The sequence below is a fragment of the Chitinophaga sp. genome (assembly GCF_039596455.1).
In the GTDB taxonomy this organism is placed as follows: domain Bacteria; phylum Bacteroidota; class Bacteroidia; order Chitinophagales; family Chitinophagaceae; genus Chitinophaga.
Genome location: NZ_JBCNJR010000005.1, coordinates 315,594 through 330,961 on the forward strand (window position 1 = coordinate 315,594; position 15,368 = coordinate 330,961).

Below are 15,368 nucleotides of genomic sequence, written 5' to 3' on the forward strand. Positions count from 1 at the left end.
GTATTGCCCGCCCTGGTGGTACATATTCCTGTAACCAGAAGATCCACGTCATGAAGGGCATTGTACCGAACGGTGCCAATACCCGTCATATGCGCTTGTAGTATGAAATGGCACCGGCAATTACCTGATGCAGCCTTACTTGTGTCCCTCCGGGAGGGCAGCAGGGAGGCCTTTGCCGAAATTTATGAGCGTTACTGGAAATCCCTGCTGGCCATTGCCTATTCCCACAGCAGGAATAAGACCATTGCGGAAGAGATTGTACAGGAGGTGTTCATCAGCCTCTGGAACAGGCGGACAAACCTGCGTATAGACAACATTGGCGCTTACCTGGCTACAGCCGTGCGCTTGTCTGTATTCAAACAGTACGTGCGGCAGAAACGGAGGGCGCAGATTGTTGAACAGGCGGCCGTTTCTCCAGGAGTGGTATGGGATGAAGAAAAGATCCACACCAGGTTTCTGCAGCAGCAGATCAACGGCATTGTGGAAGCGCTCCCTGAAAAATGCCGGCTGGTATTCAGATTGAGCAGAGCGGAAGGCCTCAGCATGCGGGAAATAGCTTGCAGCATGGGCATTTCCGAAAAAACGGCCGAAGCACATCTCACCAAGGCACTGAAAGAGCTGAAGCTGAAGCTGCGGTCTTTGCCATGATGAATTTTTTTTACGGCTACTAAGGGTCAACCACCCCATTAGGGTACATCTCCCTGTAACGATAAATTACCTCCGTTGAAAAACAACATCATCCACCTCATTGAAAAATACCTTGACGGCACCATTACGCCTGCGGAAGAAGCGGAGCTGATGGCCTGGTACCAGGAGCATAACGAAGCTGACGTTGAATGGCTGTCTGATAATGCCGATGAAGAAGAGCAGGTGCGCCTACGCATGCTCAACCGCCTGGAGCAACAGATCAGCACACCGGCCGTTAAACGCCGGCGGTACTTTATACCGGCCGCAGCGGCTGTACTGCTCATACTGGCGGTGGCGGGATATTTTGCCTTCCCCCGGCTGCAAAGGCAGGGGCAGCCTGCCAATACCCCGCTTGTGCAGGATGTTGGCCCCGGCGGCAACAAAGCCGTTCTCACCCTGGCCAACGGGGAGAAAGTGGTGCTGGAAGAAGCCGGGGATGGCACTATCAGCCAGCAAGGCAGCTCGGCCGTGAACAAAACGGACAGCGGGCATGTGCAATACGATAATCTTTCCTCCTCCGGGAACAGTACCGTTGTTTACAATACGCTCAGCACCCCCTTTGGCGGCCAATACCGGCTTACCCTGCAGGATGGCACCAATGTGTGGCTGAATGCCGGCTCGTCTCTCCATTTCCCCGCCGCTTTCCCGCAGAACGAACGGAAAGTGACCCTCACCGGAGAAGCCTATTTTGAAGTGGCCAAAGACCGGAACCGGCCGTTCTATGTTGCCATCAAGGCCGGGGCAGACACGGCTATGAACGTGCGGGTACTGGGCACGCATTTCAACATTAATGCCTACCCTGATGAACCGCAGCATGTGGTGACCCTCCTGGAAGGCGGGGTGAAGGTGAATTACCATGCGGCAAATGCCTTGCTGACGCCGGGCAGGAAAGCCATACTGAATGTGGCCGCCGGCAGTATGCAGGTGAAGGACGGAGATACGGAAGCGGCCGTTGCATGGAAAAACGGCTACTTCCTGTTCGATAACGAGAAAGTGGAAGACATCATGCGGCAGGTGAGCCGATGGTATGATGTAGAAGTGCGCTATGAGGGAGATATTTCGAAGAAAGCCATTGCCGGCAGCCTCTCCCGTTCCAAAAACGTATCTGAAGTATTAAATATGCTGGAATTAACCGGCGCTGTTCACTTTAAACTAGAAGGAAGGAGGATCACCGTTATGCCATAAAAAATCTGCCGCAGGCAGGGGCCAGATAAAAACCGGGAGCGTTCCAGCGCCCCCGGCCGGTAATTTGAGCAGACCCTGCAAAAAACAAGTCTCTTAGGCTTATTGTAGTCACAGTAATCTGATTTTTAAACTCAAACATCCAAATGTAATGAAATTTTACATACCTGTCGTGCGCCAGGGGAATGCTGGCGCTACGCTCAAAAAAATTGTGTTGGTTATGAAACTGACCGTTGTTTTAATGATCGCAGCGTTAATGGAAGTCAGCGCCTCCTCCTATGCCCAGAAGATGACCTTGTCAGCCAAGGAGATCACGCTCAGGGACGTGTTCCACCAGATCAGGAAACAAACCGGCTATAACGTTCTCTGGAATGTAGACATCCTGAAGGATGCGAAGCCGGTAGCGTTGCAGGTAACGGATGCAACGGCGGAAGAAGTGCTCAAAAAATGCTTCGCCAACCAACCTTTTACCTATACCATCCGTCAGCATACCATCGTCATCACCCGCACGCCGGAGCCTGCCGTAGTGGCGGTTACCATCAAAGGCCGCGTCACGGACGTGAATAATAACCCTTTGCCGGGCGTGGCCATCCGGCTGAGAAATTCATCAACGGGTACGGCTACCCTCCCGGACGGCACCTACTCGCTGCATGTGCCTGAAACCGGCGGCGTGCTGGAGTTCAGGTTACTGGGCTACACCCCCAAAGAAGTGGCCATCAACGGGCAGGCCACCATTAACGTACAACTGGAGCAAGCTACCGCCCAGCTGGGGGAAGTAGTGGTGGCGTATGGCCGCCAGAACACGCGTGACATTGTGGGTTCTGTCAGCAAACTGAATGCTGACGATATGAAAGACCAGCCCACCGGTACTTTCGCTGAGCGGCTGCAGGGCAAGCTGCCGGGAGCACAGGTGGCGCAAACCACCGGCCGCCCCGGCCAGGGTATGGACCTGCGCATCCGCGGAGCTGCTTCATTTACATCAAATGTGCGGCCGCTGGTGGTGGTAGACGGGCAGCCCATGCTTGGCAACCCGGATAATATCAATAACATCAACCCTGACGAAATTGAATCTTTCACCATCCTGAAAGACGCGGCTTCTACCGCCCTGTACGGCTCCCGCGCGGCCAACGGCGTGATCATGATCACCACCAAACGCGGCAAGGCAGGGGCCACACAGATCAATGTCAACTCCTACTATGGCACCGCCTCACTCATGCGTGAACTGATTCCACCTGTAATGAACGCCACCCAGCTGGCTACTTACATGAAAGGTTTTTATGAAGACAAGATCAGGTATGAGGGTTATACCGGCGGCATTCCCGCGGTATACCAGAACCCTGAGCAATATGGTAAAGGAACGGACTGGTTCAGTGAGCTTACCAGAACAGCACCGGTACAGAACTACAGCATAGCCATCAACTCCGGTACGGAGAAGGCGGCCTACAGCGTGGTGGCCGGATATTTTGATCAGCAGGGTATTCTTGTAAACACCGGCTACAAGCGCTTTTCGCTGCGCGTGAATGGGGATTTTACCCCCGGCAAACGTGTAAAGATCGGCTTTGGCGTAGCGCCTTCCCTGCAGCTGGAACATAACAACAGGCAGGGTAACGGCTTCAATGTAGACGGCCAGCGCGCCATCTTTGCTGCGGCCTCCATGATTCCCACCATGGGCTCTCCTTACAACCCAGACGGTTCACTGGCATTAGGTATTACAGGTTTCACCAACCAGTTCGTATGGGCCAACCCGCTCAGGCAGCTGACCGAGGTAAAAGACGACGCCAACCGCCTGCGCGTATTGGCCAACGTTTTTGCTGAAGTGAAGCTGACAGACTTCCTCACCTTCCGCACCTCCGGCAGCACTGACCTTTTCAAGGTGAACCGTGAGCGGTTCATCCCTTCCACTTCCATGGGCGGCTTCAATGCCCTGCCCATGGAGAACCCGCCGCCTGGCAATAACTCCGCTTATGGCCAGGCCCTGGTCAATAATGATTATGTGTGGCTGAACGAGAATACCCTCAATTACAATCAGCGTTTTGGAGACCACTCCCTGGGCGCGCTGGCCGGCTTTACCATTCAGCGCTCCACCGGTTTTTCCAGCGATATGGTAGGCCGCGATTTCCCGGATAACAGGATACCCTACCTGAGTGCAGCTACGCGCTTCACTACCAATAATACCAGCTTTGCAGCGTGGTCTATGGTGTCTTTGCTGGGAAGGTTGAACTATAGCTTCAAAGACCGGTACCTGCTCCAGGCCTCCGTAAGGCGTGACGGGTCTTCCCGCTTTGGCGCCAACAACAAATGGGGTACCTTCCCCTCCTTCGGCGCAGGCTGGATAGCCAGCGATGAGGCTTTCCTTAAAGACTTCAAGCCGCTGAGCTTCCTGAAACTGAGAGTTACCTACGGTTTAACGGGCATGAACGAAATAGGCAACTACTCCTCCATAGCGCGTATTGGGAATTCCAACTACACCTTCTCCGGCAGCCTGGCCTCCGGCAAGGTACAGAACATCCTTGGCAACGCTAACCTTGGCTGGGAGCGCAACCGCCAGTTTGATGCCGGTATTGACATAGGATTCCTGAACGGCAGGCTGAACCTGTCATACGACTATTACAGCAAGCTGACGGAAGGGCTGCTCTTCGAGCTCCCGGTGCCCCGTTCATCCGGCTTCGGCACCGTACAGGATAACCTCGGAGACATCCGCCAATGGGGGCATGAAATTGTTGTGAGCAGCAAGAACCTGACCGGGAAATTAAAGTGGAATACCGATTTCAATATTGCCTTCAACAGGAACCTTGTGAAACGCATCGGTTTGAACAATATTCCGTTTGCCGCAGACCCTACTATCACTTTATCTGAATTTACGGATTTCCGTACCCTGGTAGGCAAGCCCATCGGGCAATTCTACGGGTATGTGTTTGACGGTATCTTTAAAAACAAGGCAGAGGCGGATGCAGGGCCTAAATACTACGGAACGGGCACTACTACCCTGTCTCAGGCCGGCACGGTGCGTTTCAAAGACCTCAACGGAGATGGCAAGATCACGTTCCCTGAAGACCAGACCGTATTGGGAGACCCCAATCCCGAATTTATCTTCGGGCTCACCAACAGCTTCCAGTACCAGCACTTTGATATGAGCATCACCATGTCTGGCACCTATGGCAACAAGCTGAAAAACGGCATGCAGGAGAGTACCTACAACCTGGATGGCGTGTTTAACGGTCCACCGGAGCTGCTGCAGCGCTGGCGTTCTGAATCCGAGCCGGGCAATGGCCGCGTGGCACGCACTTTAGCCGGTACTACCGCAGCGTACCGTACAGACAATTCACTGTTTGTGCACGACGCGTCTCACCTTACCATCAACAACATCACGCTGGGGTATATGCTGAAGAAGTTCAGAACGCCTTTCATCAAGAGCCTGAGATTATACGCTTCCGCGCAGAACGTATACATCTTCACCAGCTACCCCGGCAACCCTGAAGTAAGCGCCGGCGGAGGGCTGGCATTTGTGACGCAACAGGGGCAAGACCTGGGCGCTTACCCGCTGCAAAGAACATTCACATTCGGTTTGAACCTTGGCCTTTAAAATCAGTAAACATGAAAAAGATCGTTGCTTTAATATTGGTAATATTCAGCCTGGGGCAAACTTCCTGCAAAAAGTTCCTCGAAGAAACCGATCCCACCAGGGTTAATCTGGATAGCTACTTTAAAAACCTGAATGACTACGAGCTGGCAGTGAACGGCGCATATGCCCAGCTGCGCGGCCTCTATAACAATAAAAGTGCCTGGGCCATGAGTGAAATGCGGTCTGACAATGCGCACTACGACTATAAATCTTCAGACCGGGCGGTAGCCACTACCAACCGCACTGCCATTGCAGACTTCCTGGATGACAAGTACAATAACCAGACGCCCGGCAAGTGGAATTCGGCCTACAGCGCCATTTCCGCCGCCAACGTTATCATAGATCATATAGACGACATCCAACTGGCAGAGGCCAACCGCAATGCCATTCTGGGCCAGGCCAGATTCATCCGTGCGCTCGTTTACTTTGACCTGGTGCGTTACTACGGCGGTGTGCCCATCTATAAGCGCGCCCCCCTCTCCCGTGATGAAACCTATGTTCCCCGCGCTACCGAACAGGAAGTATATGACCTGATCATTGCCGATGCTACAGACGCCGCCGCCAAACTGGCTGCGCCCACGTTCCCGCAAACAGGCCGCGCAACCAAAGGCGCTGCGTTAACCCTGCTGGGAGACGTATATGTAACGCTGAAGAAATACGACCTGGCTGAAGGCGTGCTGAAACAGGTAACGGCCATGGGTTATTCCCTTTTCCCGAAATACAGCGACGCTTTTGAGCTGGTTAACAAAAACAGCAGGGAATCCGTGTTCGACATCCAGTTCAACACCGCGCTGGCAGTACCGCAGGCCAATACGCAGGCATCTGTCTACAATTTCATTCCGCGCATGACCAATACGTCTGTTGTCACCGGCATTAACTACAACAACGTTACCAACGACGGTGGTTACAATACTCCCACGCAAGACCTGATAGATGCCTATGAAAGCGGAGATCTGCGGCTAAATGCAACTATTGCCATTGCGGAGGGCTCCTTCAACGCCAACGACGATTTTGCCGCCACTGCGGTGAAACCCGCCCTGAACTACACCCCGCCCGCAGGTAAGGTAGGCCGCCCGTTCCCGAAGAAATTCCTGCATGTGCATACTATCGGCGGCCAGACCAATGACAACTGGCCGGTTTACCGCTATGCGGAAGTATTGCTGCTGCTTGCTGAAAGCCTGGTTGAACAGGGCAAAGCAGGTGAAGCGCTGCCATACCTGAATGCGGTAAGGGAAAGGGCCTTCGGCGATGCTACACATAATATTTCCAGTACCGATAAAGGCGTGCTGCAAACCGCCATCCTGCATGAAAGAAGAGTGGAACTGGCTTTCGAGAACAAGCGCTGGCTTGACCTGGTACGTACCGGCAAAGCCATTGCCGTGATGACAGCGTTTGGCGTGAAACAGAAAGCAACATACAGCTACCTGGAATCCGGCAGCTATAATGTAACACAGGAGCGGCTGCTGTTTCCTATTCCCAACGCAGAAATACTGCTAAACGATAAGCTCACACAAAACCTCGGATATTGATGAAGAGAATAATCATCGGTTTGTTAGTCATCCTCTCAGCCTGCAGTAAAAAACCGGGAGCTAATACAGCTCCCGGTCCAGGCACCAACCCGCCGCCGGTCCAGGCCCCTGAACCCTACCCCGGCAACCTGCTGGCACTGACAAACGACGCTTCGAAGCAAATAGAGATCTATGACCCGGCTGTTACCGACTGGAACACCGCTGAAGCAAAAAAATGGCGCTGGGCCCCTACTACTGCGATGGGCTTCTCCACTGATGAGGTCAACAAGTTTGGCGGCGGTACGGATTTTAAGATCAGGAAGATGCCTGTGTGGCAGAATGGTACCTTCGCTGCCGTTAGCGATAACAGTTTTGCCGCCATTATTGCCTACCACTCCGGGCAGCGCATATGGTCAAGGGTAATAACAGGCAACCTGCATTCAGCCGAGCTGCTCCCCAACGGCAACCTGGCCCTGGCCGCGTCTGACGGTAACTGGGTGCGCGTATACGCTACCTCACAGGGCGCCAGTAACAACACCTACGCAGAGTTCACCCTGGGCGCAGCACATGCCGCGCTGTGGGACCCGGCGCTTAATTGCCTTTGGGTAACCGGCCAGGATGTGACCAACAATGCGCATATACTCACGGCGCTGGCGGTTGGGGGTACGGATGCCCAGCCGGAGCTGACGGAACTGAAACAATACAGGGTAACCTTGCCTACGCCCTGGGGCCACGAGGTCAGCGCCTACCATGGCAACAGCAACCTGTTGTGGGTAACCAGCAACGGCGGGGAATATGTTTTCAACAAAACCAGCAAGAGTCTGTCCGTATCCCCTACCAATAACCTCACCTTCGTAAAAGGAATAGGCAACCAGCCAAACGGGCAAATAGTGCTGATACGGCCGGATGTTAACAAAAATCCCCGTCCTGTTGTATATTGTTCACTCAACGCCTGGTCATCCAGCACGGTTGACTTTTATACTGCAGGCGGCCAGTTCCAGGGCTCCAGGCCGGTACACGGCGCCTGCTTTTATAAAGTGAAAATAGTTTACGACAATTACCAGTAACAATCATGTATAAGAAGATATACGGGTTCATACTCCTTGCGGCATTGCTGGCTACCGGCACCGTACATGCACAGGAGCAGCGGTTTGAAGACATTACTGCCGGGTTTAAAGCACCGGGTAAAGATTTCGGCACAGCGCCGCTCTGGGTATGGAACTCAAAAGTGAACAGGCGGGATATAGACTCCATGCTGCATGATTTCCGCAAGAATGATTTTGGCGGCGTTATCATTCACCCCCGGCCGGGATTAATTACGGAGTACCTGTCTGAAGAATGGTACAGTTTGTTCAGGTATGCCATGGAGCAGGGCAAAAAGCTGGGCCTGAATACCTGGATCTATGATGAGAACTCCTACCCCACCGGCTTTGCCGGCGGGCTGCTGGCAGATGAGATGCCGGAGGCCTACAACCAGGGGCAGATGCTGTACATGGAAGAAACAAACCAGTTGCCGGATACCCTGTCTGCCTGCTTCCTCATCCTTAAAGACGTAAACGGCAGCTACAAAGACGTCACCAACAGCGTGGCGGATGAAAAAGGGAAAACCGGCGCTTACCGTTTGTTCAGAAAAACAAATTACCAGCGTTCCAACCGCGGAACGGTGGCAGGCCCCATCGGCGTGTCTTACGTAGACCTGATGGCAAAAGGCGTTACGGAAAAGTTTATTGACGTTACCTATAAGGGATACGAAAAAATAGCCGGCAACGAGTTCGGCAAAACGATCAAAGGCGTTTTCTCCGACGAGCCCACCATTATCAATGAGGGCCGCCACTCCGTTCGCTGGACGCCAGACCTGTTTGACGCCTTCAGCAAAACCTGGGGCTACGACCTGCGCCTGCACCTGCCTTCTCTTTTTAAAGAAACCGGCGAGTGGAAACGCGTACGCCACAACTACTACGTTGTGTTGCTACAATTGTTTATTGACCGCTGGTCAAAGCCGGTATCTGCTTACATGGAAGCCAGGAACCTGGTCTGGACGGGCCACTACTGGGAGCACGGCTGGCCAAGCCCCTACCATGGCCCTGATAACATGGCCATGTACGCCTGGCACCAGATGCCCGGTATAGACATGCTGTTTAACCAGTACAACGAAGACAAACCCGTTCAGTTTGGCAATATCCGCGCGGTGAAGGAACTGAGCAGCGTGGCCAACCAGTTGGGGAAAACGCGTACGCTCTCCGAAACCTATGGCGGCGCCGGCTGGGAACTGACGTTTAAAGACATGAAGCGGCTGGCAGACTGGCAGTATGTACTGGGCGTCAACTTCATGAACCAGCACCTGTCTTTCATGACGCTGCAGGGCGCGCGGAAATATGACTACCCGCCCAGCTTCTCTTACCATGAGCCATGGTGGCGGTACTACAAGGTCATGAACAACTACTACGCGCGGATGCATTACCTGTTGTCTCGCGGGCAGCAATTCAACAACATACTGGTAATTGAGCCTACTACCTCTGCATGGATGTATTACGCCCGTGACGGTGAAAACAAACGCTTGTCAGAAATAGGGAAAAGCTTCAATGATTTTGTGACGCTGATGCAACGCCTGCACCTGGAGTATGACCTGGGCTCGGAAAACATCATCAAAGACCATGGCCGCATTGACGGGAAGAACTTTGTGATCGGCCAGCGGGGGTATAATACGGTGGTGGTCCCGCCGGGCATGGAAAACATAGACGGGCCTGCTTTCCGGTTGCTGAAAGCATTTGCGGCAGCCGGTGGACGGGTAGTTTGTTTCGAACAGCTGCAGCTGGTAGACGGCGCGGCCAGCAGCGAACTGGCTGCCCTGCCGTTGCCAAAGGTCAGTAGTGCGAGCCGTGAAGCGCTCCTGCAGCAGCTGCATAACCAGGGCTTTACCATAGCCCCTGCGCAGGGAGACAGCATTGGCGGCAATATTTACCACCACCGCCGCAAGCTGGCCAACGGCCAGTTGCTGCTGCTCACCAATGCCAGCATGACCCATGCCTCCGTCGGCAAGGTTACCATGAACGGCAATGACATACTGGCCCTGGATATGTTCAATGGCGGTGTTACCCGCTATGCACATACCGTACGTAACAAGGAGGTGATGTTTAACTTTAACGTTCCCCCCGCCGGCAGCCTGATGCTGTTCATAGCAGACAAAAAAATGCCCGGTTACAGGGAGGCAAATACGCCTGCCAAATGGATACCGCTCAATGCCTCCGCCACTGTGGTGAACAGGCCTGCCTACAACACGCTCACCATAGACTTCTGCGATCTGCAGCTGTATAAGCCAGACACCAGCTATACCCGCCTCCATACAGGTATAGCCTCCAATACCGCGTTCAAACATTTCGGGTTTACCGATGGTGTAGGCAACCCCTGGAATAACCGCACCCAATATAAAAATGCCATTGTGAGCAGAGATACCTTTTCCACCGGCACCGGCTATACCGCCATCTATCACTTTAACCTGGCAGCCGGTGTGGATGCCCGCCACTTCAAGGCGGTAATAGAGCAGCCCGGCCTCTGGCAACAGGTGAAGATCAACGGTGTGGCGGTCAAAATGGAGCCCGGCCAGTGGTGGCTTGACCGTTCTTATGGCGTATTTAACATAGGCCGCCACCTCAAAGCCGGTGATAACCAGCTGGCCTTAACAGTGTCTCCCATGAGCGTATTTGCAGAAATTGAACCGGTGTACATCCTGGGAGATTTTAACCTGGAAGCGGCAGAGCGGGGATGGAACATTGCAGCGCCCCAGCCGCTGCAATTAGGATACTGGAACAAACAGGGCTTGCCGTTATACGGTGAGGGTATTACTTACCGTAAAACCTTCCAGGTAACCAACCCTGCCCAAGCATATGCAGTGGAACTGGGTAGCTGGAAAGGTACCGTGGCATCCGTAACAGTGAACGGCGCGTTTGCCGGCATCATCATTGGAGAGCCCAACAGGCTTGAAATAGGCAAATTTGTAAAGAAAGGCCATAACAAGGTGGAGATCACGGTAACAGGCAGCCTGAAAAACGTTTTGGGGCCCTTCTACAACAAGCCGGCTCCCGGCCTGACAGACCCCGGGAAGTGGTATAACATAAAGATACAGCCGCCTGGTAATGCGTATGACCTATATGACTATGGACTAACGGAAGATTACAAAATCATTACCTCACAATAATCTCCGGGAACAGCACCTCTTTCAGCAGGTGCTGTTCCATTTCCGGAATATATTGCTTAACTTCTATCCTGATTAACCAATTATAAACCCCGCTGCAATTTTTCCACGTGAATTGCCGCACAGAGAACTATGTTATGAAAATCAAGACCCTCACAACCCTCACCGCCACTATGTGGCTGCTGGCAACGGCTTGCCAGAAAGAAACCCCGAAAGAAAATGCTGATACCCGTGGCGAATTGCTACCCGGAAGCGCCAAGCTCAGTGCGGCGCCGCCGCTGGGAACGTTGATAGATGGCGCTACCTACCGCATCAGGGGCGTTACCTCATCTGCCCCCGCCGGCCCGGTAGTGGAAGTAACCGGTAATTCCACCGCGGAAGGCCAGAAAATTCAGCAGTGGTGGTGGTTCCCCAATAACGGCCAGAAATGGAAGCTGGTAAAAATTGACGCTACGTATTACAAGCTGGTGAACGTGACCAGCAACAAATGCCTGCAGTCCCCTTCCTCCACCTCCGGGGATATTCTGCAGCAGGGAACGGATAGCGGCAGCGATTCCCAGGCCTGGTCTATAACCTATTCGGGGAGCAATAACGTGTTTTCACTGACCAACAAAGCCACCGGCATGAAAATGGTGCTGGACCCGCAAAGCACTACCCCTGGCGCCAAGCTCAGGCAGAAATCGGCCATCACCGGCAACCAGGACCTGTTCAATTTCCACAATCTCTATTTTCAGAACCCGCTGATCAATGCCAGCAGGCCAGACCCCTTTGTTGCCGAAAAAGACGGTTACTATTATTTCATGTATACCCGGGGTAATAACATTGGCCTGCGGAAAACTACTTCCATGTCTTTATTATCAACAGCCCCGGAATCTGTTATCTGGACACCGCCTGCAGGTACGGCGTACTCTTCCAACATATGGGCGCCGGAACTGCATTTCCTGTCCGGTAAGTGGTACATCTATTTTGCGGCTAATGATGGCACCGGAGATTCTCACCGTATGTATGTACTGGAAAACCCCAATGCAGACCCCATGACCGGCACCTGGACATTCAAAGGAAAGATCTTCGACTCCAGCGATCAGTGGGCCATTGACGGCTCCATACTCACCATAGGGTCAACTAACTATTTCATCTGGTCTGGCTGGGAAAGCACTGCCAGCAGGTACAAGCAGTATCTTTACCTGGCTGCCATGTCTAACCCCTGGACCATCAGCGGCCCAAGGATCAAAATATCCTCCCCTACCAATACCTGGGAGAAACATGAGCCCAGCTCCATCGGGCTGGGCGTGAATGAAGGCCCCATCATGCTGCAGCGGGATGCCAGCAGCCCGGTATTCATCATCTATTCCGCCAGCCGGTATACGAGTGACAATTATTGCCTTGCCCAGATACAGCTGAGAAGCGGCGGCAACCCCACTGTGGCGGCGGACTGGATCAATAAAAAGCAGGTATTTGTAAGAAATGATGCCAATTCCGTGTACGGGCCAGGCCATAATGGCTTCTTCACCAGCAGCTATACAGATCCCAATGGCGTAACGAAAAAGGAGCACTGGTTTATCTATCACGCCCGCAGCGTGGCAAGCACTACCAATGGCATGAGGGCCCCCAGGATGCAGAAGCTCAGCTGGAACAGCGACGGTTCGCCAAACTTCGGCGTGGCGGCGGCAACCGGTGTAGATATGCCGATCCCTGTAGGCGAGTAGTATAACCAGAACGGGGTGCCCTTTGCAGGAGGGCACCCTGCACTAAAATTTATAACTATATCCTATACGGAATACCTGCGTTTCATAATGATCCGTGCTGATGTAACTGAAGTTGGCCCCCTTTATTTCCCTTTTCAGTACAAGCGTATTGGCAATATCCGTAGCGTTCACAAACAGTTCTCCTTTTCCGTTTTGTATTCCTTTTTTAAGGCCGGCGTCAATAGAAAAGCGGGAGAATACCTTGCCCTGCGGTACCAGGTCAGGCGCCTGGTAAATGGCCGTAAGCTGGGCCTCCAGTTTACGCGGGAGGCGGAAGAGCCCGTTAAGTTTGATGTTTCCGGAAAACATATCTTCCCTGGCCGCCGCAAACACGTTCTCTACCGGATATTTGTTTACGACAGCAAAGGAATCAATAACAGACTGGTAGCCGTTGAGGTTCAGGCCGAGCGTTACCCAGCTGGCCAGCTTTTGGGAAAACATCAGCTCAATACCGCTATTGAAGCTTTTGCCTGTATTCTGAAAAATATTGTAGATCAGGGTGCTGCCCGGTATGGTGGTGCCTATCCTGGCAATGGTGGCATCCATTCTCTTATGGTATAGCGAAGAGAACAGGGATCCCTCTTTCCAGCCTGTCCTGTACCCCAGTTCGAAAATGTTGGTGAATTGAGGCCTGAGCGCAGGGTTGCCTACTTTTATGATCTCCGCATCGTCATACTTCGGAAAAATACGGATATCTACCTCATTAGGCCGGTCTACCCGGCGGTTATAAAAGAGCGAGAGTTTGTTGTTTTCGTCAAATTTATACGCCAGCCGCAAGTTAGGAAAAGGCTGCGTATAGTTGTAGCCATCACTTTTATAGGTTGGGTGGTTGGGGTTCACATAATAATCCAGGCTTACATGCTCCACCCTTAAACCGGCTTCCATTTCCAGCTTGTTGCTTTCGTAAATATAATTTCCGTAAACAGACGGGATAGTTTCCGTATAGCTGGCCGCTCCTCCGGCACTTTCATCCAGCGGAGAATGCAGGCCCGGCTTGAACTGCATGTTTACGGGTATGTATCTTCTGCGGAATTTGACACCTGTCTCGAAACGCCCGTATCGCAACGGTTGTACATAATCTATATTCAGATCGGCAACATGCTCATCAGAGAGCAGCTTGAACGAGTCAAGCCCGGTATAGGCAGGCATAATATTCGTGAAGAAATATTTTTCGTCTTCCCGGTGAAAGGTATAATTAAAGCCCGCATTCAATACCCTGCCCGGTTGCCTGAACTTGTGCTGCCAGTTTGCAGAGGCGGTGGCGGTTGTTTTCACCTCGTCTTCCAGGAACTGCCAGAGCCGCATCCTTTCATTTAAATCCTTATTGAAGAAGGGCTCATCTCCCCTGTCTATAATTTTTTCGCTGCTGAAAAGCCCTGCAACGGTAATGGTGTTATTATCATTCAGCAGCCAGTCTATCCCTGTTTTCAAGGTAGCAAAGTTGGTGTTCCTGTTCCTTTTTGTTTGCTGCCGTACAACATCCCCATTGTCATAGTACCGGTCAACAAACTCATTTTTATTCAAGGTTTGGGTGTAGAGGTTGTCTGCCTGGAAAAACAGGTTCACCTTCCTCTTCCGGTAGTTTAATGATAAGGACGGGTTTATTTTCGGCGTGGCGCGGTATTGGGGCCTTATACCGGGATAGTTGCCCTTCTTTTCCCAAAGCGCTCCCAGGCCGCCTGCCAGGCCCACCTTTCCGCTGAACCCTTCATTTCTCTCCTTTTTGTAAATGATATTAATGATACCGGCGCTGCCGTTGGCATCATATTTTGAGGAGGGGTTATTGATGATCTCTATTTTTTCAATGGCAGACGCAGCAATGTTATCCAGGCCGCTTTGGCCGCCCATGCCGGTCAGCGCCGTCTGTTTGCCATCTATCAGTATCATCACCTTTTCACTGCCCCTGAGCAGTACCTTGCCGTCCTGGCTGGTAGTGATACCCGGCAGGTTCCTCATGGCCTCCAGCACGGAGCCGCCAGCCTGGCTGATATTGTCAGACAGTGCAAAGGTTTTCTTGTCCATTTTTGAAGAAATGATCTCCTGCCTGGCATTCACTGTTACCTCGTCCAGCATCTTTGCATCCCGTTCCAGCTCAATATTCCCCAGGTCGAGAAAGTTGCTGAGATGGCCTACCAGCAGTGGCTGCGTTACGGGCCGGTACCCCATGAGGCTGACAGATAAAAGGTAGTTCCCGCTGCCCACTCCCTGCAGGGAAAACCTGCCGTCTTCACCCGAAATTGTACCTGTTACCAGCGAGCTGTCTTTGACGTTCCTGAGCACAACATTTACAAAGGACAATGTAGCTTTATTTCCCTCATCCCTGATCAACCCGGATATTGTTGCCTTGCCCTGCTGAGCATACAAATTGATTTTCAGCACTAACAGCAGGACCAGTACAGATAAGGCCTTTTTTTTCATTTTAACTTTTTTCA

The 15,368-nt window shown here is 52.6% G+C and carries 8 protein-coding genes; 7 read left to right on the plus strand and 1 reads right to left on the minus strand.

All coding sequences use genetic code 11. From position 1 onward, the window contains the following. Positions 1 to 102 precede the first annotated feature (102 nt). The 7 genes from ABDW36_RS17675 to ABDW36_RS17705 all read left to right on the plus strand — a co-directional run bounded on the left by ABDW36_RS17675 (position 103) and on the right by ABDW36_RS17705 (position 12,897). Positions 103 to 648, plus strand: coding sequence for an RNA polymerase sigma-70 factor (locus ABDW36_RS17675; RefSeq protein WP_343703255.1), 546 nt, complete (start codon positions 103 to 105; stop codon positions 646 to 648). A 75-nt stretch (positions 649 to 723) separates the two neighbouring features. Continuing rightward, a complete protein-coding gene (locus ABDW36_RS17680) occupies positions 724 to 1,872 on the plus strand; it encodes a FecR family protein (protein ID WP_343703256.1) in 1,149 nt (382 codons plus the stop codon). A 217-nt stretch (positions 1,873 to 2,089) separates the two neighbouring features. Then, positions 2,090 to 5,452, plus strand: a complete 3,363-nt coding sequence (locus ABDW36_RS17685) for a TonB-dependent receptor (protein ID WP_343703257.1) — start codon at positions 2,090 to 2,092, stop codon at positions 5,450 to 5,452. Between the two features lie 11 nt (positions 5,453 to 5,463). Beyond that, positions 5,464 to 7,020, plus strand: a complete 1,557-nt coding sequence (locus tag ABDW36_RS17690) for a RagB/SusD family nutrient uptake outer membrane protein (protein WP_343703258.1) — start codon at positions 5,464 to 5,466, stop codon at positions 7,018 to 7,020. Then, positions 7,020 to 8,066, plus strand: a complete 1,047-nt coding sequence (locus tag ABDW36_RS17695) for a DUF6528 family protein (protein ID WP_343703259.1) — start codon at positions 7,020 to 7,022, stop codon at positions 8,064 to 8,066. Before ABDW36_RS17690 ends, ABDW36_RS17695 begins: the two co-directional genes overlap by 1 nt. 5 nt (positions 8,067 to 8,071) lie before the next feature. Next, the gene (locus tag ABDW36_RS17700; protein WP_343703260.1) at positions 8,072 to 11,194 is read left to right on the plus strand and encodes a glycosyl hydrolase; all 3,123 of its coding nucleotides are present in this window, start codon (positions 8,072 to 8,074) and stop codon (positions 11,192 to 11,194) included. Positions 11,195 to 11,328: 134 nt separating this feature from the next. Next, on the plus strand, positions 11,329 to 12,897 hold the full coding sequence (locus tag ABDW36_RS17705; RefSeq protein ID WP_343703261.1) for a family 43 glycosylhydrolase: 1,569 nt from the start codon (positions 11,329 to 11,331) through the stop codon (positions 12,895 to 12,897). Positions 12,898 to 12,939: 42 nt separating this feature from the next. Here ABDW36_RS17705 and ABDW36_RS17710 read toward each other — a convergent pair whose 3' ends face one another. Continuing rightward, the gene (locus ABDW36_RS17710) at positions 12,940 to 15,354 is read right to left on the minus strand and encodes a TonB-dependent receptor (protein ID WP_343703262.1); all 2,415 of its coding nucleotides are present in this window, start codon (positions 15,352 to 15,354) and stop codon (positions 12,940 to 12,942) included. Between the last annotated feature and the right edge of the window lie 14 nt (positions 15,355 to 15,368).

Excerpts from the sequence above, each read along its gene's own strand:
- ABDW36_RS17705 (WP_343703261.1), top strand. The coding sequence starts at position 11,329 with ATGAAAATCAAGACCCTCACAACCCTCACCGCCACTATGTGGCTGCTG.
- ABDW36_RS17710 (WP_343703262.1), bottom strand. The coding sequence starts at position 15,354 with ATGAAAAAAAAGGCCTTATCTGTACTGGTCCTGCTGTTAGTGCTGAAA.
- ABDW36_RS17685 (WP_343703257.1), top strand. The coding sequence starts at position 2,090 with ATGAAACTGACCGTTGTTTTAATGATCGCAGCGTTAATGGAAGTCAGC.
- ABDW36_RS17700 (WP_343703260.1), top strand. The coding sequence starts at position 8,072 with ATGTATAAGAAGATATACGGGTTCATACTCCTTGCGGCATTGCTGGCT.
- ABDW36_RS17675 (WP_343703255.1), top strand. The coding sequence starts at position 103 with ATGAAATGGCACCGGCAATTACCTGATGCAGCCTTACTTGTGTCCCTC.
- ABDW36_RS17695 (WP_343703259.1), top strand. The coding sequence starts at position 7,020 with ATGAAGAGAATAATCATCGGTTTGTTAGTCATCCTCTCAGCCTGCAGT.
- ABDW36_RS17690 (WP_343703258.1), top strand. The coding sequence starts at position 5,464 with ATGAAAAAGATCGTTGCTTTAATATTGGTAATATTCAGCCTGGGGCAA.